We start from the raw sequence: 24,123 nt of genomic DNA on the forward strand, positions 1-24,123 counted from the left end.
GCGAGGTTTTTTTGCCCCTCAAGTCGATCAGTGGACTCATGAGGAGGAAACCCATGCGCGGTGCCAAGAGCGCCAAGTGGGTCGTGGGCGCGGTTGTCGTCGCCCTGGCCGCTACCGCCTGTGGCGGCGGTGACGGTGACAGCAAGGACAAGGGCAACGCTGCCAATGGCGGCGTGTTCCGGATGGGCAGCACCGAGCCGGACACCATCGACCCGGGGCGTGCCCACGAGTCCACCGGTATCCTGCTCGCCAACGCGCTGTTCACCGGCCTGTACGGCAACACGCCGGACGGCCTGGCCGAGCCCGCGCTCGCCGAGTCGGCGACGTCGGACGAGGGTTGCACCTCCTGGACCTTCAAGATCAAGCCCGACACCAAGTTCTCCAACGGCGAGGTCGTGGACGCCGAGGCGTTCGCCCGTGGTTGGGCCCGTGCCGCGCACAAGGCCGCTGCGTCCGACGTGGCGTACCACTTCGCCGGCATCAAGGGTTACGCCGAGCTGCAGGACGGCTCCGCCAAGACCTTCTCCGGTGTCACCACCCCGGACCCGAACACCATCAAGGTGGACCTGTCCAAGGCGGACTGCGAGTTCGTCCTGAAGACGGCGCACAACGCCTACAGCCCGGTTCCGAAGGCCGCCAAGGTCGGCGAAGAGGACAAGGCGTTCGGCGAGGCCCCCATCGGTAACGGTCCGTTCAAGATGGACGGCACCTGGGAGCACAACAAGGCGATCAACCTCGTCCGCAACGACGACTACTCGCTGACCAAGGCCTCCCTGGCGAAGGTCCAGGTCACGCTCCTCAACGACAAGACCGCGCAGCAGCTCGAGTACGACGGCTTCCAGGCCGGCACCTTCGACTACGCGCACATCCCGACGCCGATGCTCAAGACGGCCGAGGCGAAGTACAAGCCGCAGAACAAGTGGTTCGCCAAGGACACGAACGGCATGAACTTCGTTCTGCCGATCGGTGACAACGGTCCGACGAACAACAAGGACGCCCGTCTGGCGATCTCCTACGCGATCGACCGTCAGGCCATCGCCAAGGGTGTCTTCCAGGGCTACCAGACCCCGTCGACCACCATCGTGCCGCCGGCGTTCCCGAAGGCGTACCAGAAGGACCTCTGCGTCTCCTGCATCAAGCAGGACGTCGCCAAGGCGAAGGAGTACGCCGAGAAGGGCGGCCTGAAGCCGGGTACCGAGATCAAGTTCAGCTTCAACACCGGTGCGGGCCACGAAGAGTGGGTCCAGGCCATCGCGAAGCAGCTCGAGGACGTCCTCGGCGTCAAGGTCAAGCTGGACGGCAAGGACTTCCCGGGCATGCTCAAGGAGCAGCAGGGTTCCGCCGCCACCGGCGTCTACCGCTTCGCGTGGGGCGCGGACTACCCGACCCCGGAGAACTTCCTGTTCCCGCTGCTGCACTCGGCCTCGATGAACAAGGACGCCGAGGGCAACGTGACCGGTGACAACCGCGTCCGTTACAACAACCCCGAGTTCGACAAGCTGATCGACACGGCCCGCGCCACCAAGGACGAGGCCGCTCGCATCGCGATGTACAAGCAGGCCGAGAAGATGGCCCTGGACGACATGGCGCTCATCCCGACCTTCAACCGTTCCCAGTTCCGCCTGATGGCGACGGACAAGTTCAACGGTCTGGACGACATCAACTTCAACGAGGACCCGATCCTCGAGAAGATCTCTGTCAAGAAGTAATCGGTTCGGACGGTATATCCGTCAGGAGCGAACGTGCCGCGGCCCCCGGGTGACCGGTGGGCCGCGGCCCCGCTCGGCAGGCCGTTTTCACTTCGGCACCCCTCACATCCGCGGGCAATCCCCGCACGCCGAGAGCCGGCCCGTTCCTTGGGCTGGAGGCCGCTGCTCCCAGAAGCGGCCAGGTAGAGAGGCAAAACATGGGAAGGTACGTCGCCCGTCGCCTCGGGCAGATGGTCATAGTCCTCATAGGCGCGACCATGGTTCTGTTCGCGTGTCTGTTCGTACTCCCCGGCGATCCCGTGGGTTCGATCGCGGGCAGCGACAAGGCACGTGACCCCGCAGTGGTCGCGGAACTCAAGGCGCGTTACGGGCTCGACAAGTCGTTGCCCGAGCAGTACGTCAACTACGTCGCGAAGGTTGCCACCGGCGACCTCGGCGAGGACTTCGTGCAGCGCCGCGAGGTTTCCGAGATCCTCGGCCCCAAGCTTCAGAACACGGCGAAGCTGGCCATCCTGGCCATCGTGCTCGTCACCGTGTTCGGTATGGGCGTCGGCATCATCGCCGCGCTCTACAGATACAGCATTCTCGACATGGCCACGACATTCTTTACGACGATGGCCGTCGGTTTCCCCACCTTCGTGATCGGCATGCTGCTCATGAAGTTCTTCGCCGTGGACCTCCAGTGGTTCCCACAGCTCGGCGGAGACAAGCTCGAAGGCATGGTCCTTCCCGCCATCACCCTCGCCATCACCGACATCGCCTTCGTCGCCCGCCTCACCCGCGGCACGATGCTGGAAGTGCTGCGCGCGGACTACGTGAAGACGGCCGTGGCCAAGGGACTTCCGCGACGCCGCGTGCTGTTCAAGCACGTGCTGCGCAACTCGTCCATCCCCGTGGTCACGTACCTGGGTATTTCGTTCGGCGGACTCCTCGGTGGTGCGCTCATCACTGAGGCGATCTTCAACTGGGACGGTGTCGGTCTGGCACTGGTTCAGGCGATTCAGCAGCAGAACAACCCGATCGTCATCGGTGTCGTGACCTACAGCGTCGCGATCTTCGTCGTCCTCAGCCTCATCGTGGACCTGCTGTACGCGGCCCTCGACCCGCGTATCCGCCTCAGCTGACCGCCCCCAAGGAGGATTTCCTCATGTCTGAGCTCGCAACGAGCCCGGCGATCGGGGACGAGAACCCCGTGTCGTCCGCTTCGGCCCCGGCCGAACCCGCACCCAAGCAACTGAGCCAGTGGGGCGAGATCCGGCACCGCTACGTCCAGAACAAGCTGGCCGTCGTCGGTCTCGTGATCATCTCCTTGCTGTTCCTGACGGCGATATTCGGCGACATGGTCGCCCCGTTCGACCCGGGCGCCCAGGACCTGGAGAACACCCTCGCCTCGCCCAACGGCACCCACTGGATGGGCACCGACGCCCTGGGCCGCGACATGTTCTCGCGCCTCATCGCCGGCACCCGCGTCGCCATGTTCGTCGGCCTCGCCTCGATCTTCTTCGCGGTGCTGATCGGTGTCGCCCTCGGCGCCATCGCCGGTTACTTCGCCGGCTTCGCCGACACGCTGGTCATGCGCGTCGCGGACGTGTTCCTCGCGTTCCCGCTGATGATCGGTGCCGTCGTCATCATCCTGGTCACCGGGCGCGGCATCACCCCGGTGGTCATCTCGCTGGCCATCTTCTCCTGGGCCACCGTGTCCAGGCTCCTGCGCAGCTCGATCCTGTCGGTGCGCGAGATGGACTACGTCCACGCGGCCAAGGCGCTCGGCGCCGGCGGCTGGCGGGTCGTCCGCACGCACATCCTGCCGAACTCGCTGACCGCCGTTCTGGTCTACGCGACCTTCAACGTCGGCACGACGATCGTCGGTGTGGCAGCGCTGTCCTTCCTCGGAGCCGGTGTCCCCGTGGACGTTCCCGAGTGGGGCAACATGCTGGCGGCCGGCCAGGGCTTCATCGGCGTCAACGACTACCTGTGGTACTTCCCCAGCCTGTTCGTCGTCGTCACCGTGCTCGGCTTCGCCTTCGTCGGCGACGGCCTGCGTGACGCGCTCGACCCGAAGCTCCGGTAGGGCCGCCCGATGCCCCGAGACAACATCAGCAAGCAGGACGAAGGTGGCGGCGTGACGACGTCGGAGATTCTCAGCGTTGCGGAGACGGGCGGCGGGTCCGCCGTACCGCTGCTGGAGGTGGACAACCTCCAGGTCGAGTTCAAGACCCGTGACGGGGTCGCCAAGGCCGTCAACGGCGTGAGCTACAGCGTCGACGCCGGCGAGACCCTCGCCGTGCTCGGCGAGTCCGGCTCCGGCAAGTCCGTCACCGCACAGGCGATCATGGGCATTCTCGACAGCCCGCCCGGACGGATCGCCGGCGGCGAGGTGCGCTTCCACGGCAAGGACATCCTCAAGATGTCCGACGAGGAGCGCCGCAAGCTCCGCGGCAACAAGATGGCGATGATCTTCCAGGACGCGCTGTCCTCCCTGAACCCGGTCTACTCGGTGGGCGACCAGCTCGGCGAGATGTTCCGGGTCCACCGCGGCATGTCCAAGAAGGACTCGAAGGTCAAGGCCATCGAGCTCATGGACCGGGTGAAGATCCCCGCCGCCAAGGCGCGCGTGGGCGACTACCCGCACCAGTTCTCCGGCGGTATGCGCCAGCGCATCATGATCGCCATGGCGCTGGCCCTGGAGCCCGACCTGATCATCGCCGACGAGCCCACCACGGCCCTCGACGTGACGGTCCAGGCGCAGGTCATGGACCTGCTCGCGGAGCTCCAGCGCGAGATGAACATGGGCCTGATCCTGATCACCCACGACCTCGGCGTCGTCGCCGACGTCGCGGACAAGATCGCCGTCATGTACGCCGGCCGGATCGTCGAGACCGCTCCGGTCCACGAGATCTACAAGCGTCCGTCCCACCCGTACACCCGCGGCCTGCTCGACTCGATCCCGCGCCTGGACCAGAAGGGCCAGGAGCTCTACGCGATCAAGGGTCTGCCGCCCAACCTGCTCCGCATCCCGACGGGCTGCGCCTTCAGCCCCCGCTGTCCCAAGGCGCAGGACATCTGCCGTACGGAGATCCCCGTACTGCACCCGGTCACCGAGCAGGACGGCACCGAACTGCCGGGCCGCGGCAGCGCGTGCCACTTCTGGAAGGAGCAGATCCATGGCTGAGCTCACCAAGAACGCCACCGAGCGCGAGCCGATCCTCCAGGTCCGCAACCTGGTCAAGCACTTCCCGCTGACCCAGGGCATCCTGTTCAAGAAGCAGGTCGGCGCGGTCAAGGCGGTCGACGGGATCTCCTTCGACCTGTACAAGGGCGAGACCCTCGGCATCGTCGGCGAGTCCGGCTGTGGCAAGTCCACGGTCGCCAAGCTCCTGATGAACCTGGAGCGGGCCACCTCCGGCCAGGTGCTCTACAAGGGCGAGGACATCAGCCGGCTGTCCGGCAAGGCCCTCAAGGCCGTCCGCCGCAACATCCAGATGGTGTTCCAGGACCCGTACACCTCGCTGAACCCGCGCATGACGGTCGGCGACATCATCGGCGAGCCCTACGAGATCCACCCCGAGGTGGCTCCCAAGGGCGACCGGCGCCGCAAGGTCCAGGAGCTCCTGGACGTCGTGGGTCTGAACCCGGAGTACATCAACCGGTACCCGCACCAGTTCTCCGGCGGTCAGCGCCAGCGCATCGGCATCGCCCGCGGCCTGGCCCTGCAGCCCGAGATCATCATCTGCGACGAGCCGGTCTCCGCGCTCGACGTGTCGGTGCAGGCGCAGGTCATCAACCTGATGGAGAAGCTCCAGGACGAGTTCAACCTCTCCTACCTCTTCATCGCGCACGACCTGTCGATCGTCCGGCACATCTCGGACCGCGTCGGCGTCATGTACCTGGGCAAGATGGCCGAGATCGGCTCCGACGCCCAGATCTACGAGCACCCGACGCACCCGTACACCCAGGCGCTGCTCTCCGCCGTCCCGGTCCCCGACCCGGAGGCCCGCGAGGGCCGCGAGCGCATCATCCTGACCGGTGACGTCCCGTCGCCGGCCAACCCGCCGTCGGGCTGCCGCTTCCGCACCCGCTGCTGGAAGGCCCAGGACAAGTGCTCCACCGAGGAGCCGCTGCTGGCGATCCCGGAGCGCTTCAAGGGCCAGACCGGCCCGGCCGCGCACGAGTCGGCGTGCCACTTCGCGGAGGAGAAGGCCATCCTGGCCGTCTGACCTCCGACGGACCCGTACGTCACGGCCGGTCCCCGGTGCTTCGAGCACCGGGGACCGGCCGTTTCCGCACGGGTCCCGGAAACCCGGTTGCGGCGCCGGGAGCGCGGCCCGGAGAGTGAGGCAATGACCCTCACCGTACGGCCCGCCGGGCCCGGGGACGCGGCCGACATCTGCGGCCTCCTCAACGCCGTCGACATGATCGAGATCGGCCGCCCGGAAACCGACCTGGGCACCGTCGAATCCGACCTCAACGCCCCCGACGTCGACCTGGCCACCGACTCCTGGCTCGCCTTCGAGGACGGCCGGCTCGTGGCCTACGCCCTCGTCTGGGCGGACTCCGGTCCGGGCCGCGTCGACGGCGACCACTACGTCCTGCCCGGCCACGACGAGGCCGCCGTCCTGCTGCTGGAGCGCATGGAGGCCAGGGCCCGGGAGCTGACCGCCGGTTCCGGCGTCCTGCGGCTCCAGCTCAACGTGGAGCCCACCCTCGACCTCTCCCACCTCACCGGGCGCGGCTACCGCACCATCCGCCGCTACCAGGTCATGACCCGCTCCCTGTCGCGGGCCGCCGACCTCCCGCCGGCGGTTCCGGCCGGGCTCACCCTGCGCCACTGCGCCGACGACGAGGCCGACCGCCGCCGGGCCCACGCCCTGATCGAGGAGACCTTCGCGGCGCACTTCGGCCATGTGGACCGCCCGTACGAGAGCTGGCTCGACCACATCGACGGCCGCCGCCTCGACTGGTCCCTGGTCTGGATCGCGAGCCTGCCCGGCCACGGCGACGCGGCCGTCCTGCTCACCCGCGACGACCGCACCAGCATGGCCTGGGTCGGCCACATCGGCGTCGCCAAGGAACTGCGCGGCCGCGGCCTCGGCGGCTTCCTGCTGCGCCACTGCTTCGCGGCCTACGCCGCCCGCGGCCGCGACACCATCGGCCTCGGCGTGGACACCCACAACGAGACGGGCGCGCTCGGGCTCTACGAGGCGCACGGCATGGGCCTGCACTACGCGGTCGACTCCTGGGAGCTTTCGTTGCACTCGCAGGGGTGACAGGGGCGAGACGCGCGGGTGCAATCGGTCCAACGAGGAGTGTGCGGGACCCCACATAGGGTGACATTGGCCCCTAAGTGAGTCTGGGACCCAGAGGAGGCACTCCATGCGCGGAGCCACCCACGCCAAGTGGGCCGCATGTGCGGTGGCCGTCGCCCTCGCGGCGACGGCCTGCGGCGGTGGAAGCGACAGCGGTGGGGGCGGGGGCGACGCGGGGGTCGTCAGCTCCTCGTGGGGTGACCCGCAGAACCCGCTGGAGCCCGCCAACACCAACGAGGTGCAGGGCGGCAAGGTCCTCGACATGCTGTTCCGGGGTCTCAAGCGCTACGACCCGAAGACCGGCGAGGCGAACAACATGCTCGCCGAGAAGATCGAGACGACGGACAGCCAGAACTTCACGATCACCCTCAAGGACGGCTGGAAGTTCAGCAACGACGAGCCGGTCACCTCGCAGTCCTTCGTGGACGCCTGGAACTACGGCGCGGACGTGCGCAACAAGCAGAACAACGCGCCGTTCTTCTCCGACATCGTCGGCTACCAGGACGTGCACCCGGCCTCCGGGGAGCCGAAGGCGAAGACGATGTCCGGCCTGGTGGTGAAGGACGCCAAGACCTTCACCGTCGCCCTCAAGAACAAGTTCTCCACCTGGCCCGAGACCCTGGGCTACCAGGCCTTCTCACCGCTGCCCAAGGCCTTCTTCACCGACCACACCGGCTGGCTGAACAAGCCCGTCGGCAACGGCCCGTACACGGTGGACTCGTACACCAAGGGCACCGGGATGAAGCTGCGCAAGTGGGACGCGTACCCCGGCGCGGACAAGGCGCAGAACGGCGGCGTGGACCTGAAGGTCTACACCGACAACAACACCGCCTACACCGACCTGATCTCCGGCAACCTCGACCTCGTCGACGACATCCCGGCGCAGCAGCTGAAGAACGTCAAGAACGACCTCGGCGACCGGTACATCAACCAGCCCGCGCTCATCATCCAGACCCTCACCTTCCCGCTGTACGACGCGCAGTGGAACAAGCCGGGCATGGAGAAGGTCCGCCAGGGCATCTCCCGGGCGATCAACCGCGACGAGATCACCAAGCAGATCTTCCGCGAGACCCGCACCCCCGCCAAGGACTGGACCTCGCCGGCGCTCGGCGCGAAGGGCGGCTTCTCCGCCACGGTCTGCGGCGACGCCTGCGCCTACGACCCGGCCGAAGCAAAGAAGCTCATCCAGGAGGGCGGCGGGCTCCCCGGCGGCAAGGTCACGCTGACCTCCAACGTGGACACCGGCTCGCACCGCGACTGGATGGACGCCGTCTGCAACAGCGTCAACAACGCCCTGGGCGAGGGCCCGGTGTGCACGGTCAACCCGGTCGGCACCTTCGCCGACTTCCGCAACCAGCAGAGCGCCTTCAAGCTGACGGGCCCCTTCCGGTCCGGCTGGCAGGCCGACTACCCGCTGATCCAGAACTTCCTCCAGCCGCTCTACTACACGGGCGCGTCCTCCAACTACGGGAAGTTCAGCAACCCGGACTTCGACAAGCTCGTCGACGAGGCCAACCAGGAGAGCGACCCGGCCAAGGCCGTCGCGAAGTTCCAGGACTCCGAGAAGATCCTCGCCGAGCAGATGCCGGCCATCCCGCTCTGGTACCAGAACGGCAGCGCGGGCTACGCCGAGCGCCTCTCGGACGTGTCGCTCAACCAGTTCAGCGTCCCCGTGTACGACCAGATCAAGGTCGGCTGACCCGCGTTTCGGATCGATCCTGGAGCAGTCCATGGGACGTTATGTGATCCGGCGGCTGCTCCAGATGATCCCCGTGTTCATCGGCAGCACGTTCCTGATCTTCGTCATGGTGTACGCGCTCGGCGACCCGGTCGCGGCCCTCTTCGGCGACAAGGCCCCCGACCCCGCGACCGCCGCCCGCATCCGCAAGGACCTCTACCTCGACCAGCCCCTGTGGAAGCAGTACCTCCACTACATGGGCCAGATCTTCCAGGGCGACTTCGGCACGGCCTTCAACGGCCAGTCCGTCACCGAGCTGATGGCCACCGCCTTCCCCGTCACCCTGCGCCTGACCCTGGTCGCGATCTTCTTCGAGGTCGTCATCGGCATCACCCTCGGCGTGCTCAGCGGGCTGCGCCGCGGCAGGACCGTCGACACCTCCGTGCTCGTGGCCACGCTCGTGGTCATCTCCGTACCCACCTTCGTGACGGGCTACCTGCTCCAGTACCTCTTCGGCGTCAAATGGGGCTGGGTACGGCCCACCGTCTCCCCGGACGCCCCCCTCGACGAGCTGATCCTGCCCGGCATCGTCCTCGCGCTGGTCTCCCTCGCCTACGTCACCCGGCTGTCGCGCACCTCCATCGCCGAGAACGTCAAGGCCGACTACGTGCGCACGGCCACCGCCAAGGGCCTGCCCCGCCACCGGGTCGTCACCCGCCACCTGCTGCGCAACTCGCTGATCCCGGTGGTCACCTTCATCGGCACCGACATCGGCGCCCTGATGGGCGGCGCCATCGTCACCGAGCGGATCTTCAACATCCACGGCGTCGGCTACCAGCTCTACCAGGGCATCCTGCGCAACAACTCGCCCACCGTCGTCGGCTTCGTGACCATCCTCGTCATCGTCTTCCTGCTGGCGAACCTGCTCGTCGACCTGCTCTACGCGGTCCTGGACCCGAGGATCCGTTATGCCTGAGCCCGAGCCAGAGCCCCCCGAGCGCGCCGAGGGCCCCGGCGGATACGACCCCGTCGGCCCCCGCCGGCACGAGGCGATCTCCCCCACCGGCCAGGGAGGACCCATGGATCTCGCGCTGGAGGAAGCCGAGAGCGTCGAGGGCATCGAGAAGACCGCCGGGCCCACCGGCCCCGGACCCACCGAGAAGGCCCGCTCGCTGTGGTCGGACGCCTGGCACCAGCTGCGCCGCAACCCCGTCTTCGTCCTCTCCTCGCTGCTGATCCTCTTCCTCGTGGTCATCTCCATCTGGCCGCAGCTCATCGCGAGCGGCGACCCCCTCCAGTGCGACCTGTCCAAATCGCAGCAGGGATCCTCCCCGGGCCACCCCTTCGGCTACGACACGCAGGGCTGCGACGTCTACACCCGCACGGTGTACGGGGCCCGCGCCTCCATCACCGTGGGCGTCTGCGCCACCCTCGGCGCCGCCCTGTTCGGCTCGGCCCTCGGCGGGCTCGCCGGCTTCTTCGGCGGCTGGGGCGACGCGCTGCTCTCCCGGGTCGCCGACATCTTCTTCGGCATCCCGGTGGTCCTCGGCGGCCTGGTCTTCCTGTCCGTCGTCACCAGCACCACCGTGTGGCCCGTGGTCGGCTTCATCGTGCTCCTCGGCTGGCCCCAGGTCGCCCGCATCGCCCGCGGCTCGGTGATCACCGCCAAACAGAACGACTACGTCCAGGCCGCCCGGGCCCTCGGCGCCGGCAACGGCCGGATGCTGCTGCGCCACGTGGCGCCCAACGCCGTCGCCCCCGTCATCGTCGTCGCCACCATCGCGCTCGGCACGTACATCGCGCTGGAGGCCACCCTGTCCTTCCTCGGCGTCGGCCTGCGCCCGCCCACCGTCTCGTGGGGCATCGACATCTCCAACGCCGCCTCGCAGATCCGCAACGCCCCGCACATGCTCCTCTGGCCGGCGGGCGCGCTGAGCATCACGGTGCTCGCCTTCATCATGCTCGGCGACGCGGTGCGCGACGCCCTCGACCCCAAGCTGCGCTGAGGAGCCCCGCACATGCTGCTCGAAGTCCGCGACCTGCACGTGGAATTCAAGACGCGCGACGGAGTCGCGAAGGCGGTCAACGGCGTCGACTACTCGGTGGACGAGGGCGAGACGCTCGCCGTGCTCGGCGAGTCGGGCTCCGGCAAGTCGGTGACCGCCCAGGCCGTGATGGGGATCCTCGACATGCCACCGGGCCGGATCGCGGGCGGCGAGATCCTCTTCAAGGGCAAGGACCTCCTCACGATGAAGGAGGAGGAGCGGCGCAGGATCCGCGGCGCCGACATGGCGATGATCTTCCAGGACGCCCTCTCCTCGCTGAACCCGGTCCTCAGCGTGGGCAAGCAGCTCGGCGAGATGTACGAGGTCCACCGCGGGATGTCCCGCAAGGACGCCAAGGCAAAGGCCGTCGAGCTCATGGACCGGGTGCGGATCCCGGCGGCGAAGCAGCGGGTGGGGGACTTCCCGCACCAGTTCTCCGGCGGCATGCGCCAGCGCATCATGATCGCCATGGCGCTGGCCCTGGAGCCCTCGCTGATCATCGCGGACGAGCCGACGACGGCCCTGGACGTGACCGTCCAGGCGCAGGTGATGGACCTGCTGGCCGAGCTGCAGCGCGAGCTGCACATGGGCCTCATCCTGATCACCCACGACCTGGGCGTGGTCGCCGACGTGGCCGACAAGATCGCCGTCATGTACGCGGGCCGCATCGTCGAGGCGGCCCCCGTCCACGAGATCTACAAGGCGCCCGCGCACCCGTACACGCGCGGACTGCTGGACTCCATCCCGCGCCTGGACCAGAAGGGGCAGGAGCTGTACGCCATCAAGGGCCTGCCGCCGAACCTGCTGGCCATCCCGCCCGGCTGCGCCTTCAACCCCCGCTGTCCGATGGCGCAGGCCGTCTGCCGGGCCGAGATCCCGCCGCTGGCGCGGGTCGCCGAGGAGCGGACCAGCGCGTGCTTCTTCTGGAAGGAGTGCCTCCATGGCTGAGTCGCTTCTGGAAGTGAAGGACCTCGTCAAGCACTACCCGCTGACCCAGGGCATCGTCTTCCGCAAACAGGTCGGCGCGGTCAAGGCCGTCGACGGGGTCTCCTTCGATCTGCGCGCCGGCGAGACGCTGGGCATCGTCGGAGAGTCCGGCTGCGGGAAGTCGACCGTGGCCAAGATGCTGGTCCACCTGGAGCGGCCGACGGCGGGTTCGATCCTCTACAAGGGCGAGGACCTCACCCGGCTGTCCGGCCGCGCTCTGAAGGCCGTCCGCCGCAACATCCAGATGGTGTTCCAGGACCCGTACACCTCGCTGAACCCGCGCATGACGGTCGGCGACATCATCGGCGAGCCCTACGAGATCCACCCCGAGGTGGCCCCCAAGGGCTCGCGCCGGCAGAAGGTCCAGGACCTCCTCGACGTGGTCGGCCTGAACCCGGAGTACATCAACCGCTACCCGCACCAGTTCTCCGGCGGTCAGCGCCAGCGCATCGGCATCGCCCGCGGCCTCGCGCTCCAGCCCGAGATCATCGTGGCCGACGAGCCGGTCTCCGCGCTCGACGTCTCCGTGCAGGCGCAGGTGATCAACCTCCTGGACCGCCTCCAGAAGGACTTCAGCCTGTCCTACGTCTTCATCGCGCACGACCTGTCGATCGTGCGGCACATCTCGGACCGGGTGGGCGTCATGTACCTGGGCCGGATCGTGGAGATCGGCACCGACAGCCAGATCTACGACCACCCGACGCACCCGTACACCCAGGCCCTGCTTTCGGCCGTTCCCGTGCCCGACCCGCAGGCCCGCGCCCACCGGGAGCGGATCATCCTCTCCGGCGACGTGCCGTCCCCGGCCAACCCGCCCTCGGGCTGTCCCTTCCGCACCCGCTGCTGGAAGGCCGAGCCGCGCTGCGCGGCGGAGGTTCCGCTGCTCGCGGTGCCACAGGTCTTCCCCTCGGGCCCGGCGGCCCACCCCTCGGCGTGTCACTTCGCGGCGGAGAAACAGGTGGTGCCGCAGACGCCGCCGCAGGACACGCAGGGCTAGGCCGTCTCTTCCGGGCGCGTGCCGCCCTGTCCTGTCCGTGGGACGGACCCCTCGCCGACCGATCATTTCCAGCCACCCACGGGGTAGGAGGTGGGGGTGTGAACACCGCCTCCCAACGTGGTTTACACGGGGGCAACTTGACCGTTTCTGCCCCGAGATCTGGGGCATGCAGCCTGGGTGGCGTGCGGCCGTGCGGGTGCCGACAGTCGGCCGGGGAGGCGTACGACCGCCCCGGCCGACCTCCCCGTGACCCCGCCCGTGCGCGCCATGCGCCCCTCGTGCTGCCGGATTTCGATCGATGCGCTGGCACGGATAGTTATGATCCGTAGCGCACGGTGGGTATGACTCTCGCCGAGCGCTGATGCGCGTACCGATGTCCGCTCGACGTGGAGGTGAAACGCCGTGGCACTCTCGATCTCCGCCGTGGTGCTGCTGGCGATCATCGTCTTCCTGCTGGTCCGGAGGGCCGGCCTGAAGGCGGGACACGCGGTCGTCTGCGTCCTGCTCGGCTTCTATCTGGCGAGCTCCACCATCGCCCCGACCCTGAGCCAGCTCACCTCGAACGTGGCGAGCATGATCAGTGGCCTCAAGTTCTGAGCCGTGCCTCGTAGGCTAGGCCCATGAACGGTCTTCCCGCCCGTCGTCTGCTCCTCGTGCACGCGCACCCGGACGACGAGTCGATCAACAACGGCGTCACCATGGCCAAGTACGCGGCCGAGGGCGCCCACGTCGCGTTGGTGACCTGCACCCTCGGCGAGGAGGGCGAGGTCATCCCGCCCGCCCTCGCCCACCTGGCGGCCGACCGCGACGACACCCTCGGCGCCCACCGCGTCGGCGAACTCGCCGCCGCCATGGCCGAGCTGGGCGTCCACGACCACCGGTTCCTCGGCGGCCCCGGCCGCTACCGGGACTCCGGGATGATGGGCGCCCCGCAGAACCACCGCCCGGGGGCCTTCTGGTCCGCAGACGTGGACGAGGCGGCCGCGTACCTCGTGGAGGTGATCCGCGAGCTCCGCCCGCAGGTGCTCGTGACGTACGACCCGGACGGCGGCTACGGTCACCCGGACCACATCCAGGCCCACCGGGTCGCCATGCGCGCCGCCGAACTGGCCTCGGAGGCCGCCTACCGGCGCGACCTCGGCGACCCGCACGCGGTCGGGAAGATCTACTGGAACCGCGTACCGCTCTCCGTCGTCGAGGAGGGCTTCGCCCGCCTGCGCGCCGCCGGAGCCGACAACCCCTTCCCGGGACTCGGCTCGCCCGAGGACGTGCCGGGGGTCGTGGCCGACGAGCGGATCACGGCCGAGATCGGGGCCGAGGAGGCCTTCGCCGCGGCGAAGGCGGCCGCCATGCGGGCCCACGCCACCCAGATCGCCGTGGACGGGCCCTTCTTCGCCCTCTCCAACGACCTGGCGCAGCCGCTGTTCACCCGCGAGTACTACGAACTGGTCGAGGGCCGGCCGGGCGTACCGGAGGGGACGCGCGAGCACGACCTCTTCGCGGGGGTGCCGGCGTGACCGGCCGCCTGACGGTGGGCCGGATCGCCGGCGCCCTCGGCCTGCTGCTCGCGGGCGCGCTGACCGGCGCGGCCGGCTGGCTGGTGGTGGACCTGTGGTTCCCCGGCGGGCTGCTGCTCGCCCTGGCGGCACTCTTCGGACTCTTCCTCGGGGGGCGGATCGCCCTCGGCACCGGCCTCGGCGTGGGCGGGGCCGCGGCCGGCTGGTTCCTCGGGTACGTGCTGCTCAGCGTTCCGCGCCCCGAGGGGGACTTCCTCCTCAGTTCGTCCGGAATCGCCATGTACGCCTACCTTTTGGGTGGAACGGTGCTGGCTGTGATGTGTGCCACGATGCGCGGTCCGCTGGACCGGCCGGTTTCGGCCGCGCGCTCTGCCAAGTGACGTGGTGTCGGACCTCGTAGGGAGATCGGCGCGGGGCCGCGCGAGGGGTCTGCGGGGCCGGTTCAGGGGGGTTTGACGGGCGCTGAGCGGAACCCCTGAATCCCGGCCGTCAGTTGCGTGCGGGCGGCGGCCAGTATGGTGGACGGGCCGCCGAGCTGCCCGCGCACGGTATGACGGGCGGCGGAGCCAACCGGGAGAACCTGCCTTGAGTCGTGAAACCGACAGTTCGTCCTCCGGGCCCAAGGGGCACGGGGGAGCCGCATACCCCTCGGGGACGCCGCCGTACGGAACCGGCCAGCACCCGTCCACGACCGTGCCGTCCGGACCTGGCGCGTCGACCGCTCCGGAGGAGAACCCTGTGACCTCGAAGCCGTCCACGCCCGAATCCGACGGGCCCAAGACCGAGACCACCCTGACGACCCGGATCCGGATCAACATCCCGGGTTCCCGGCCGATCCCGCCGGTGGTCGTGCGCAAGTCGATGGGCACCAATTCCGGCCCGGCCGCCACCGCGCCCGAGCCGGGTCCGGAGCAGCCGCGCGAGCCGAAGCCCGCGCCCGCGCAGCGGCCGCAGCCGACGCGGATCGAGGCCGAACGGGAGCCGGAGCAGGCCCGGCCGGCCCCGGCCCAGCGCCCGGCCGAAGCCGAGGAGTCGGCCACCAGCAACTGGTTCGCCCCCCGCAAGCCGGCGGGCGCCGCCCCCGCGGCCTCGCCGCCGCCCGCCGCCGCGCAGACGCCGCCGGCCGCGTCCGCCCCGCCGCCGCTCGCGCAGCGGCCCGTGCCCCGCACCGCGCCCGGCCCGACGCCGCCTCCGCCCGTGCCGGGCGGCGGCTACGCGCCCCCGCCGCGGACCCAGACCCCGCCGGCGCCGGACAGCGCCTACGCGCCGCCGCGCACCCCGCCGCCGCCCGTCGCCGACTACGGCACCGGCTACGCCCAGCCGCCCGCGCCCGCCGCCCCGATGCCCGGCGGCCCCGGCGTCGGGTCCACCCAGGGCTTCCCGGTGTACGGGAGCGAGCAGGGCGACGGCGGCCCCGTCACCGAGGCCTTCCCGGTCTACGGCAGTCAGCCCGCCGGACCCACCGGCGGCCCCGGCTTCGGCTCCGGCCCGGTCGGCGGCCCCGGCGGCGGCCCCCGCGTCGAGGAGGAGGCGAGCTGGCCCGGCCCCGAGCTGGACACACCGGCGCCGACCCCCGTACCGGCGCCGGCACCGGCCGCCCCGCGCCCGGCGCCCGCACAGCAGAAGGACACCGCCAAGCCCGCCAAGAAGGGCCGCTCCAAGCTGGTCCTGCTCGGCGGCGCCGTCGTGGCGCTGATCGGCGTGGCCTACGGCGCCGGGCTGCTCCTGAACCACTCCGACGTCCCCAAGGGCACCACCGTCCTCGGCGTCGACATCGGCGGCAGCCGCGACGAGGCCGTGGCCAAGCTCCAGACGGCCTTCGGCACCCGCGCCTCCACCCCGATCCAGCTCAGCGTCGGCGGCAAGCAGGTCGAGCTGAAGCCCGAGAAGGCCGGGCTGACCCTCGACGGCCAGACCACCGTCCGCAACGCGGCCGGCAGCGACTACAACCCCGTCACGGTCATCGGCTCCCTCCTGGGCAACGAGCGCGTCGCCGACCCCGTGATGCCGGTCGACGAGGAGAAGCTCCAGGTCGCGCTCCAAGAGCTCGCGGGCACCGCCGGCTCGGCCACCGAGGGCACGATCACCTTCGACACCGGCAAGGCCGTCGCCGTCCCCGGCAAGCCCGGCACCACCCTGGACGTGGACGGCTCCGTCGACCTGGTCACCAAGGCCTTCCGCGACCAGGTCGCCACCGGCAAGGCGGCCGTGACCGAACTGCCGACCACCACCAAGGAACCGACCGTCAACCAGGCCGAACTGGACCGGGCGATGAAGGAGTTCGCGGAGCCCGCGATGTCCGCCATCGCCACGGTCAAGGCGGGCGGCAAGTCCCTCCCCTTCGGCTCCAAGTCCCTGCCGAAGTTCCTCAGCATGCAGGCCGTCGACGGCCGCCTCACGGAGAAGTTCGACCTGGAGGCGCTCAAGGAGGTCTACGGGAACACCTTCGACGGGGTCCTGATCACCCGCGGCACCGGAGCCAAGACGGCGGTCACCCCGCAGGACGTCGCCGGCGCCCTCGGCAAGGCCCTGCGCGGCAAGACCACCGCCGAGCGGACCGCCGTCATCGAGACCAACGCGAGCTAGCCCGCGCCGCGTCACGACAGACCAGTGCCCCCGCCCCCGGGCGGGGGCACTGTCATGTCCGCCGCATGACATCCGTCATGCGGCACACACGACGCCCGGCACTGCCGCCCGGCACCCCGTACGGGCGAACCTCTACCCATGACGACGACGACCGCGGCACGCACCGCGAAAACCGCCCCCGACACCGTGGTCGGCTTCGAGAACGTGACGAAGCACTACGGCACGGTCCGGGCGGTCGACGGCCTCACCCTCGCACTCCACCCGGGCGAGACCGTCGCGCTCCTCGGCCCCAACGGCGCCGGGAAGTCCTCCACCCTCGACCTCCTGCTCGGCCTGCGCCCCGCCGACTCCGGCTCCGTGCGGCTCTTCGGCACCACCCCGCGCGAGGCCGTCGCCGCCGGCCGGGTCGGCGCCATGCTGCAGAGCGGCGGCCTGATGGCGGAGGTGACCGTACGGGAGATCGTCGCGCTCGGCTGCGCCCTGCACCCGCGGCCGCACCCGGTCGACGCGGTGCTCGCCCGCGCCGGCATCGACAAGATCGCCGACCGCAAGGTCGACAAGCTCTCCGGCGGCCAGGAGCAGCGCGTGCGCTTCGCCCTCGCCACGGCCGGCGACAACGACCTGATCGTGCTCGACGAACCGACCACGGGAATGGACGTCACCGCCCGCCAGTCCTTCTGGGCCACCATGCGCGAACAGGCCGACCAGGGCCGCACCGTGCTCTTCGCCACCCACTACCTGGAGGAGGCGGACGCCATCGCCGACCGGGTCCTGGTCCTCAGCAAGGGCCGGCTGCTCGCCGACGGCACCGCCGCCGAGATCAAGGCCATGGCCGGCGCCCGGAAGGTCTCCTTCGAGCTGGACCCCCGGGAAGCCGTGGACGAGCAGATGCTCCGCGCGCTGCCCGCCCTCACCGCCTTCGAGCGGCACGGCGCGACCGTGCGGCTCCAGTCCGCCGACCCCGACGCGACCGTCCACGCCGTGTACGCGCTCGGGCTCTACCCCCGCAATCTGGAGGTCGCGGGCCTCGGCCTCGAACAGGCCTTCATCGCCCTCACCGAGGCCGAGGAGGCCGCCCTGTGAACGCCCTGATCAAGCTGGAGATCGTCCGCGCCCTGCGGAACAAGAAGTACCTCTTCTTCACCGTCCTCTACCCGGCCGCCCTCTTCCTGATGCTCGGCGGCACCCTCGACGGCACCACCAAGGTCATGGGCACCGAGCTGACCATGCCCGCCTTCTACATGGTCGCCATGGCCTCCTTCGGAGCCCTGACCGCCGTCCTCATGGGCAACAGCGAGCGCATCGCCAAGGAGCGCGAGCAGGGCTGGGTCCGCCAGCTCCGGCTGACCGCCCTCCCCGGCCACGGCTACGTCCTCGCCAAGACCGCCGGCGCCGGCGTCCTCTCGCTCCCCTCCATCCTGACCGTCTTCGCGGTGGCGGCCGTCGTCAAGGACGTACGGTTCGACGCCTGGCAGTGGCTCGCCCTCACCGGCGCGATCTGGGCCGGCAGCCTGGTCTTCGCCGCGCTCGGCGTCGCCATCGGATACCTGGCCACCGGCGACAGCGTCCGGCCCGTCTCGATGCTGTTCTACTTCGGCCTGTCGATCCTCGGCGGCCTGTGGATGCCCACCACGAACTTCCCGCAATGGCTCCAGACCATCGCGAGCTGGCTCCCCACCCACGCCTACGCGGGCCTCGGCCAGGCCATCGAGCTAGGCGGCGCACCGCACGCCAAGGACGTGGCGATCCTCGCCGTGTACTTCGTACTGTTCACCGGTGCCGCCGCATGGCTGTACCGCAAGGACTCACTGAAGGCATGAAACCCGTGGCGCTGAAACAGGCACTGAAGCAGGCGTACGAAGACCGCGCGGACCGGGACTTCCCCGAGATCGCCAAGGAACCGGAGAACCGTCACCAGAAGATGGTGAAGATGCTCTGGATCAGCATCTGGCTCTTCTACCTGAGCGCCCCCGTCACCGACCTGGCCGGCGGCGGACACAGCCTCGGGGCCAGGCTGCTCGGGGGCCTCGGCCTCGCGGCCTTCGTCGCCTGGTACCTGGTGCTGGTCTTCCGCACCGCCCGCCCGATGCCGGTCCGCCGGGTGCTCTTCTCCCTGGCGGTGCTCGCCACCCAGGCCACGGTCCTGTCGCTGACCCTGGGCCGCGAATGGCTCGTGCTCTTCGTCTACGTGGCCATCTCGTCCGGAGCCGCGCTGCCCGCCGAGTACGCCCGCTGGACCGTCCTCGGCACGACCGCCCTGCTGGCGGTCACGGCCAACGCGGTCCCGGACGGCACCGCCTACCTGGCGGGCCTGCTGATCCCCGCGCTGATGGGCGGGTTCGCCATGGTCGGCGTCCGCGCGATGATCCGGACGACGATGGAACTGCGCGAGGCGCGGGCCACGGTGGCGCAGCTCGCCGCCAACGAGGAACGCCTGCGGATGGCCCGCGACCTGCACGACCTGCTGGGACACTCGCTGTCGCTGATCACGCTGAAGAGCGAGCTGGCGGGCCGGATGCTGCCCGGGCAGCCCGAGGCGGCCGCCCAGCAGGTCGCGGACATCGAACGGGTCAGCCGGCAGGCGCTGGTCGACGTGCGCGAAGCGGTGAGCGGCTACCGGCGCCCCACCCTGCCCGGCGAACTCGCCGGCGCGCGGACGGCGCTGGCCGCGGCGGGCGTGGTGGCGGAGCTCCCGGCGGAGCCGTCCGGAGAACTCCCCGAGGAAGCGGAATCGGCCCTGGCCTGGTCCCTGCGCGAGGCCGTGACGAACGTCGTCCGGCACAGCGGAGCGAAACGCTGCCGGGTCTGCCTGGAGACGCGCCAGACGCTGGACGGCCCGGTGCTGGAGCTGACGGTGACGGACGACGGCTCGGGCGGCCCCGGCGGCCCGGCCACCCCCGGCAACGGCCTCACGGGCCTGACGGAACGTCTGGCCGCGGTCGGCGGCACCCTGTCGGCGGGCCCCGCCGGCCGGACCGGCTTCGCCCTCACGGCCCGCGTCCCCCTGGCCCTAGGATCAGGATCATGACCGCACGCCCGATCCGCATCCTGCTGGCGGAGGACCAGTCGATGGTCCGCGAGGCCCTCGCCGCCCTGCTCGGCCTCGAACCCGACATCGACGTACTCGTGCAGGTGGCCCGCGGCGACGAGGTGGTGGACGCGGCCCGCGCGCACGACGTGAACGTCGCGCTGCTGGACATCGAGATGCCGGGCATGACGGGCATCGAGGCGGCCGCGGCCCTGCGGACGGCCCTGCCCGACCTGCGCATCGTCATCCTCACCACCTTCGGCCGCCCCGGCTACCTCCGCGGCGCGATGGAGGCGGGCGCCTCGGCCTTCCTGGTCAAGGACGCGCCGGCCGCGCAACTGGCGGACGCGGTGCGCAAGGTCCTCCGGGGGGAGCGCGTCATCGACCCCACGCTCGCCGCGGCGGCCCTGGCGGAGGGCGCGAACCCGCTGACGGACCGCGAACGGGAGGTCCTGCGGGAGGCCGAGTCGGGCGCGACCAACGCGGAACTCGCGGCGCGGCTGCACCTGTCGGCGGGCACGGTCCGCAACTACCTCTCGACGGCGATCCAGAAACTGGCGGCGCGCAACCGCGCCGAAGCCGTGCGCGTGGCCCGCGACAAGGGCTGGCTCTAGGCCGTCGGCTCCCGGGGCTGCGTCCCGAACCCCGCCGGGACCCGCGCCGCGGTCGCCCGCGCCACCGTCGCCGGGGGCCGGCCCCCGGACCCCCGCTCCTCAAACGCCGGAGGGGCTGGGTTTGCCCTGAGGGCAATCCAGCCCTACTGAGCGGACGGCGTCGGCACATCAAGCCCCGCCGGCGTTTGAGGCGCGGGGGTCCGGGGCGGAGCCCCAGGTCAGTTCAGCAGGGCGCGGGCGGAGACGCCCTCCGCGCGGATGCGGGCCGCCGCGTCGGGGTCGATGGCGGCCATGACCTCCGCGTACGCGTCGAGCTCGGCCGCCCCCTCCCGGAAGGAGCCCCGCTCCACCAGCAGCCGCGCCCGCTCGTACCGCAGCGCCGCCGGATGCGACGGCAGCAGCAGCGACAGGTCGAGCGTCCACAGGGCCACGCCCGACTGCTCCGGGCGGGTCGACGCCCAGGCCCGGATGTTGCCGAGGATCCGCAGCACGATGGCCAGGGTGCCGGCCGGCGTGCGCGGCCCCGACGCCAGCTCCGCGGGCCCGGCGCCCAGCGACGCGCCGCCCGCGAAGGGGTCCACGACCACGCCTTCCTCAGGGTCCCCGAAGCCCACCACGAAGTGCCCCGGCAACCCCAGCCCGTACACCGGCGCCCCCGCCCGCCGGGCGACCTCCAGCCAGACGACGGACAACAGGATCGGCAGGCCGCGTCGCCGCCGCAGGACCTCGTGCAGCAGCGAGGACGACAGCCGGCCGTAGTCCGCCGGGGTGCCGTGGAAGCCGAGCCGCCCGCCCAGCAGTTCCGTCACGGCCGACGCCCACGCCCGCGCGCCCCGCAGCCCGTACGGCAGCATCCCGGCGAGCCGGTCCAGCTCGATCTGCGCCCAGTCCATGGCGCGTTCGTCCAGGTCCGGGTCCGCCTCCGTCGCCAGCAGCAGGCACAGCAGCGCCAGATCGGGCCGCTCCGAGCGGGCCTCCGCCGCGAACTGCTCCCGCCAGTCCATCCGGCTCACCCCGCCGCCCGGTAGTGGTGGTACGCGTGGTGCGTCGCGAAGCCCAGCCCGTCGTACAGGGTCAGGGCCCCCGCGTTGTCCGTCTCGACCTGCAGCCACGCCGCCGACGCGCCCTCCTCCAGGGCCTTGCGGGCCAGCGCGGCCATGACCGCCGTCGCCAGGCCCCGGCGCCGCTCCGCGGGATCGACGGTCACCGCCGAGAAGCCGGCCCACCGCCCGTCCACCACGCACCGCCCGACGGCCCGGCCCCCGGGCAGCGCCGCGAACCACACCGACGGCCCTTCCACCAGCAGCCGCCGCGCCACGTCCGGGTCGTCGACCTTCCCGTAGCGTCCGAGCCACTCCTCGTCCGGGACGCGGGTCAGCCGTACGGATCCGGCGGCGGGAGCCGCCACGTCGGCCACCGTCGCCAGCGCCCCGATCCGTACCTCCGCCGACACCTCGGACGCCCAGCCCCGCCGTTCCAGCTCCGCGCAGAGCAGCTCCTGCGTGCCGACGGCGCCGGTCGCGGCCTGCACATAGGCCGGAAGCTCTCGTTCCGCGTACCAGGAGGTCACTCGCGCGAGTGCATCGTCCAGCGGTATCCCCGGGTCGCCCACCGCCAGGACCGAATTGGCCCGCCGGGTGAAACCGGCGGCGGCCCGCAGGGTCCACTCGCCCAGCCGTTCGCTCTCCAGCGGCTGCCAGGACCGCGCCGCGATCCGCGACAGCTCCTCGAAGGAGGCCGCCGGACCCCGCCGCCGGGCCGGTGCCGCGGGCACGACCTTGCCCGCGACCAGGGAGGATTCCGCGATGCGGACGGACTGCCCGTTCTTCTTTGTGATCAGCAGCACACCCTGGTCCCAGGATGTGAGAACACCGACCGTGTCCGTGAACTCGGGTGATCCGCTCAGCCGGGCCTCCACCCGTCGTACAGAGACACGTTTACCCACGTCAGCCGGGGTAATTCGGACCTCCAGCAGTCCTCCGGCGTTGATTTCCACAGCTCTGTCCGCCCCTCCTGTTCGGATCGTGCCCGGGAACGGAGATACTAGGTGCGGGCATCGACGACGCCGCGCTCCCGCGCGATATGGAAAGCCCTACCGAGGAGGAACGAGAGCGTGACCTACGTCATCGCGGAGCCTTGTGTCGACGTCAAGGACAAGGCATGCATCGAAGAGTGCCCCGTCGACTGCATCTACGAGGGCCAGCGGTCCTTGTACATCCACCCGGACGAGTGCGTCGACTGTGGTGCGTGTGAGCCGGTCTGCCCGGTCGAGGCCATCTTCTACGAGGACGACACTCCGGAAGAGTGGAAGGACTACTACAAGGCGAACGTCGAGTTCTTCGACGAGCTCGGTTCGCCCGGTGGTGCCTCCAAGCTGGGCCTGATCGAGCGCGATCACCCCTTCGTCGCCGCGCTGCCTGCCGGAATCAACGGCGAGCACTGACCCGTCAGGCAGACGCGCCCCTCGGTCCCGTACGGCCTCGTCGCCGCACGGGACCGAGGCGTTTGCGGACCCGTTACCAGCCAGTACTCAGAGAGAGCAGAGACCATCGTGGCCGCAGTATCCGACCGTCTTCCCGCCTTCCCCTGGGACAAGCTGGAGCCGTACAAGAAGACGGCGGCGGCCCACCCGGACGGCATCGTCGACCTGTCCGTCGGCACGCCCGTGGACCCGGTCCCGCCGCTGATCCGGCGGGCCCTGATCGAGGCCGCCGACTCCCCGGGCTACCCGACGGTGTGGGGCACGGTCGCCCTGCGCGACGCGATCACGGGCTGGGTGCGCGGCCGCCTCGGGGCGAGCGCCGCCGAGCACCGCAACGTCCTGCCGGTCGTCGGCTCGAAGGAACTGGTGGCCTGGCTGCCGACCCAGCTCGGCCTCGGCGCCGGCGACAAGGTCGCCTACCCCCGGCTCGCCTACCCGACGTACGAGGTCGGCGCGCGGCTGTGCGGCGCCGAAGCGGTCGTCTACGACGACCCGACCGAGCTCGACCCGGCCGGCGTGAAGCTGCTGTGGCTGAACTCCCCGTCCAACCCCACCGGGAAGGTCCTCGCCAAGGAGGACCTCGTCCGGATCGTGGCCTGGGCGCGCGAGCACGGGATCCTGCTCTTCAGCGACGAGTGCTACCTGGAGCTGGGCTGGGAGGCCGAGCCCGTCTCCGTCCTGCACGACGAGGTGTGCGGCGGCTCGTACGAGGGGATCGTCGCCGTCCACTCCCTCTCCAAGCGCTCCAACCTGGCCGGCTACCGGGCGGCCTTCGTCGCCGGTGACGCGGACGTGCTCGGCGAACTCCTGGAGATCCGCAAGCACGGCGGCATGATGACCCCCGCCCCGGTGCAGGCGGCCACGGTGGCGGCGCTCGGCGACGACCACCACGTCGAGGAGCAGCGCGAGCGCTACGCGGCCCGCCGTACGGCGCTGCGCGCGGCGCTGGAGGCGCACGGCTTCCGGGTCGAGCACAGCGAGGCGAGCCTCTACCTGTGGGTCACCCGGGACGAGCCCTGCTGGGAGACGGTCGCCCACCTCGCGGACCTGGGCATCCTGGTGGCGCCCGGCGATTTCTACGGTGAGGCGGGCGCGCGGTTCGTACGCGTCGCCTTCACCGCCACCGACGAGCGCGTCGAGGCGGCGGTCAAGCGCCTCGGCTGAGCTCCGGGCC

General features: G+C 70.5%; 23 protein-coding genes. 21 read left to right on the forward strand and 2 right to left on the reverse strand.

Annotated features, from left to right (window positions below):
- Positions 1 to 53 precede the first annotated feature (53 nt).
- From ACFYP3_RS07920 to ACFYP3_RS08010, 19 genes are all read left to right on the forward strand, one after another.
- Positions 54 to 1,709: an ABC transporter substrate-binding protein gene (locus ACFYP3_RS07920; protein ID WP_388828498.1), complete on the forward strand. Its 1,656-nt coding sequence runs from the start codon at positions 54 to 56 to the stop codon at positions 1,707 to 1,709.
- A 257-nt stretch (positions 1,710 to 1,966) separates the two neighbouring features.
- Entirely contained in the window at positions 1,967 to 2,833 is an 867-nt protein-coding gene (locus ACFYP3_RS07925) for an ABC transporter permease (RefSeq protein WP_234323603.1), read from the forward strand.
- 23 nt (positions 2,834 to 2,856) lie between these two features.
- A complete protein-coding gene (locus ACFYP3_RS07930; protein WP_388828501.1) occupies positions 2,857 to 3,780 on the forward strand; it encodes an ABC transporter permease in 924 nt (307 codons plus the stop codon).
- Between the two features lie 9 nt (positions 3,781 to 3,789).
- A complete protein-coding gene (locus ACFYP3_RS07935) occupies positions 3,790 to 4,881 on the forward strand; it encodes an ABC transporter ATP-binding protein (RefSeq protein ID WP_388828504.1) in 1,092 nt (363 codons plus the stop codon).
- Positions 4,874 to 5,926 carry an ABC transporter ATP-binding protein gene (locus ACFYP3_RS07940; protein ID WP_030713754.1) on the forward strand — a complete coding sequence of 351 codons (1,053 nt, stop codon included), beginning with the start codon at positions 4,874 to 4,876 and terminating at the stop codon, positions 5,924 to 5,926. The genes ACFYP3_RS07935 and ACFYP3_RS07940 overlap by 8 nt, the downstream gene beginning before the upstream one ends.
- A gap of 123 nt (positions 5,927 to 6,049) precedes the next feature.
- Positions 6,050 to 6,976 carry a GNAT family N-acetyltransferase gene (locus tag ACFYP3_RS07945; RefSeq protein ID WP_388828507.1) on the forward strand — a complete coding sequence of 309 codons (927 nt, stop codon included), beginning with the start codon at positions 6,050 to 6,052 and terminating at the stop codon, positions 6,974 to 6,976.
- A 106-nt stretch (positions 6,977 to 7,082) separates the two neighbouring features.
- Complete coding sequence (locus ACFYP3_RS07950; protein ID WP_388828510.1) at positions 7,083 to 8,714, forward strand: ABC transporter substrate-binding protein; 1,632 nt, start codon at positions 7,083 to 7,085, stop codon at positions 8,712 to 8,714.
- 31 nt (positions 8,715 to 8,745) lie between these two features.
- Entirely contained in the window at positions 8,746 to 9,669 is a 924-nt protein-coding gene (locus ACFYP3_RS07955) for an ABC transporter permease (protein ID WP_388828513.1), read from the forward strand.
- Positions 9,662 to 10,699 carry an ABC transporter permease gene (locus tag ACFYP3_RS07960; RefSeq protein WP_388828516.1) on the forward strand — a complete coding sequence of 346 codons (1,038 nt, stop codon included), beginning with the start codon at positions 9,662 to 9,664 and terminating at the stop codon, positions 10,697 to 10,699. The genes ACFYP3_RS07955 and ACFYP3_RS07960 overlap by 8 nt, the downstream gene beginning before the upstream one ends.
- Positions 10,700 to 10,711: 12 nt before the next feature.
- A complete protein-coding gene (locus ACFYP3_RS07965) occupies positions 10,712 to 11,686 on the forward strand; it encodes an ABC transporter ATP-binding protein (RefSeq protein WP_388828519.1) in 975 nt (324 codons plus the stop codon).
- On the forward strand, positions 11,679 to 12,722 hold the full coding sequence (locus tag ACFYP3_RS07970) for an ABC transporter ATP-binding protein (RefSeq protein ID WP_388828522.1): 1,044 nt from the start codon (positions 11,679 to 11,681) through the stop codon (positions 12,720 to 12,722). The genes ACFYP3_RS07965 and ACFYP3_RS07970 overlap by 8 nt, the downstream gene beginning before the upstream one ends.
- Before the next feature lie 402 nt (positions 12,723 to 13,124).
- Positions 13,125 to 13,319: a hypothetical protein gene (locus tag ACFYP3_RS07975; RefSeq protein ID WP_030012369.1), complete on the forward strand. Its 195-nt coding sequence runs from the start codon at positions 13,125 to 13,127 to the stop codon at positions 13,317 to 13,319.
- A gap of 23 nt (positions 13,320 to 13,342) precedes the next feature.
- Positions 13,343 to 14,239, forward strand: a complete 897-nt coding sequence (gene mshB, locus ACFYP3_RS07980) for an N-acetyl-1-D-myo-inositol-2-amino-2-deoxy-alpha-D-glucopyranoside deacetylase (protein WP_388828526.1) — start codon at positions 13,343 to 13,345, stop codon at positions 14,237 to 14,239.
- The gene (locus ACFYP3_RS07985; RefSeq protein ID WP_388828529.1) at positions 14,236 to 14,619 is read left to right on the forward strand and encodes a DUF6113 family protein; all 384 of its coding nucleotides are present in this window, start codon (positions 14,236 to 14,238) and stop codon (positions 14,617 to 14,619) included. Before mshB ends, ACFYP3_RS07985 begins: the two co-directional genes overlap by 4 nt.
- A 358-nt stretch (positions 14,620 to 14,977) precedes the next feature.
- Entirely contained in the window at positions 14,978 to 16,825 is a 1,848-nt protein-coding gene (locus ACFYP3_RS07990) for a hypothetical protein (protein ID WP_388828532.1), read from the forward strand.
- A gap of 138 nt (positions 16,826 to 16,963) precedes the next feature.
- Complete coding sequence (locus tag ACFYP3_RS07995) at positions 16,964 to 17,908, forward strand: ABC transporter ATP-binding protein (RefSeq protein WP_388828535.1); 945 nt, start codon at positions 16,964 to 16,966, stop codon at positions 17,906 to 17,908.
- On the forward strand, positions 17,905 to 18,645 hold the full coding sequence (locus tag ACFYP3_RS08000) for an ABC transporter permease (protein WP_388828538.1): 741 nt from the start codon (positions 17,905 to 17,907) through the stop codon (positions 18,643 to 18,645). The genes ACFYP3_RS07995 and ACFYP3_RS08000 overlap by 4 nt, the downstream gene beginning before the upstream one ends.
- Positions 18,646 to 18,746: 101 nt before the next feature.
- A complete protein-coding gene (locus ACFYP3_RS08005; protein WP_388829005.1) occupies positions 18,747 to 19,853 on the forward strand; it encodes a sensor histidine kinase in 1,107 nt (368 codons plus the stop codon).
- Entirely contained in the window at positions 19,850 to 20,467 is a 618-nt protein-coding gene (locus ACFYP3_RS08010; RefSeq protein ID WP_388828541.1) for a response regulator transcription factor, read from the forward strand. Before ACFYP3_RS08005 ends, ACFYP3_RS08010 begins: the two co-directional genes overlap by 4 nt.
- A 218-nt stretch (positions 20,468 to 20,685) precedes the next feature.
- Here ACFYP3_RS08010 and ACFYP3_RS08015 read toward each other — a convergent pair whose 3' ends face one another.
- Positions 20,686 to 21,471 carry a transglutaminase-like domain-containing protein gene (locus ACFYP3_RS08015; protein WP_388828544.1) on the reverse strand — a complete coding sequence of 262 codons (786 nt, stop codon included), beginning with the start codon at positions 21,469 to 21,471 and terminating at the stop codon, positions 20,686 to 20,688.
- A 5-nt stretch (positions 21,472 to 21,476) separates the two neighbouring features.
- Positions 21,477 to 22,463 (reverse strand): GNAT family N-acetyltransferase, encoded by a 987-nt coding sequence (locus ACFYP3_RS08020; protein ID WP_388828547.1) that lies wholly within the window; start codon positions 22,461 to 22,463, stop codon positions 21,477 to 21,479.
- 117 nt (positions 22,464 to 22,580) lie between these two features.
- Here ACFYP3_RS08020 and fdxA point away from each other — a divergent pair, with 117 nt between their 5' ends.
- Together fdxA and dapC are read left to right on the forward strand one after the other, a co-directional pair.
- Complete coding sequence (gene fdxA, locus ACFYP3_RS08025; protein ID WP_030011906.1) at positions 22,581 to 22,910, forward strand: ferredoxin; 330 nt, start codon at positions 22,581 to 22,583, stop codon at positions 22,908 to 22,910.
- 108 nt (positions 22,911 to 23,018) lie between these two features.
- On the forward strand, positions 23,019 to 24,113 hold the full coding sequence (gene dapC / locus ACFYP3_RS08030; protein WP_388828550.1) for a succinyldiaminopimelate transaminase: 1,095 nt from the start codon (positions 23,019 to 23,021) through the stop codon (positions 24,111 to 24,113).
- Positions 24,114 to 24,123 lie beyond the last annotated feature (10 nt).

The sequence above is a fragment of the Streptomyces sp. NPDC005533 genome (assembly GCF_042871845.1).
Classification (GTDB): domain Bacteria; phylum Actinomycetota; class Actinomycetes; order Streptomycetales; family Streptomycetaceae; genus Streptomyces.

What these genes read in the sequence shown, in the direction of transcription:
- ACFYP3_RS07920 (WP_388828498.1), top strand. Translation starts at nt 54, where the DNA reads ATGCGCGGTGCCAAGAGCGCCAAGTGGGTCGTGGGCGCGGTTGTCGTC.
- ACFYP3_RS07925 (WP_234323603.1), top strand. Translation starts at nt 1,967, where the DNA reads ATGGTTCTGTTCGCGTGTCTGTTCGTACTCCCCGGCGATCCCGTGGGT.
- ACFYP3_RS07930 (WP_388828501.1), top strand. Translation starts at nt 2,857, where the DNA reads ATGTCTGAGCTCGCAACGAGCCCGGCGATCGGGGACGAGAACCCCGTG.
- ACFYP3_RS07935 (WP_388828504.1), top strand. Translation starts at nt 3,790, where the DNA reads ATGCCCCGAGACAACATCAGCAAGCAGGACGAAGGTGGCGGCGTGACG.
- ACFYP3_RS07940 (WP_030713754.1), top strand. Translation starts at nt 4,874, where the DNA reads ATGGCTGAGCTCACCAAGAACGCCACCGAGCGCGAGCCGATCCTCCAG.
- ACFYP3_RS07945 (WP_388828507.1), top strand. Translation starts at nt 6,050, where the DNA reads ATGACCCTCACCGTACGGCCCGCCGGGCCCGGGGACGCGGCCGACATC.
- ACFYP3_RS07950 (WP_388828510.1), top strand. Translation starts at nt 7,083, where the DNA reads ATGCGCGGAGCCACCCACGCCAAGTGGGCCGCATGTGCGGTGGCCGTC.
- ACFYP3_RS07955 (WP_388828513.1), top strand. Translation starts at nt 8,746, where the DNA reads ATGGGACGTTATGTGATCCGGCGGCTGCTCCAGATGATCCCCGTGTTC.
- ACFYP3_RS07960 (WP_388828516.1), top strand. Translation starts at nt 9,662, where the DNA reads ATGCCTGAGCCCGAGCCAGAGCCCCCCGAGCGCGCCGAGGGCCCCGGC.
- ACFYP3_RS07965 (WP_388828519.1), top strand. Translation starts at nt 10,712, where the DNA reads ATGCTGCTCGAAGTCCGCGACCTGCACGTGGAATTCAAGACGCGCGAC.
- ACFYP3_RS07970 (WP_388828522.1), top strand. Translation starts at nt 11,679, where the DNA reads ATGGCTGAGTCGCTTCTGGAAGTGAAGGACCTCGTCAAGCACTACCCG.
- mshB (WP_388828526.1), top strand. Translation starts at nt 13,343, where the DNA reads ATGAACGGTCTTCCCGCCCGTCGTCTGCTCCTCGTGCACGCGCACCCG.
- ACFYP3_RS07995 (WP_388828535.1), top strand. Translation starts at nt 16,964, where the DNA reads ATGACGACGACGACCGCGGCACGCACCGCGAAAACCGCCCCCGACACC.
- ACFYP3_RS08005 (WP_388829005.1), top strand. Translation starts at nt 18,747, where the DNA reads ATGGTGAAGATGCTCTGGATCAGCATCTGGCTCTTCTACCTGAGCGCC.
- ACFYP3_RS08010 (WP_388828541.1), top strand. Translation starts at nt 19,850, where the DNA reads ATGACCGCACGCCCGATCCGCATCCTGCTGGCGGAGGACCAGTCGATG.
- ACFYP3_RS08015 (WP_388828544.1), bottom strand. Translation starts at nt 21,471, where the DNA reads ATGGACTGGCGGGAGCAGTTCGCGGCGGAGGCCCGCTCGGAGCGGCCC.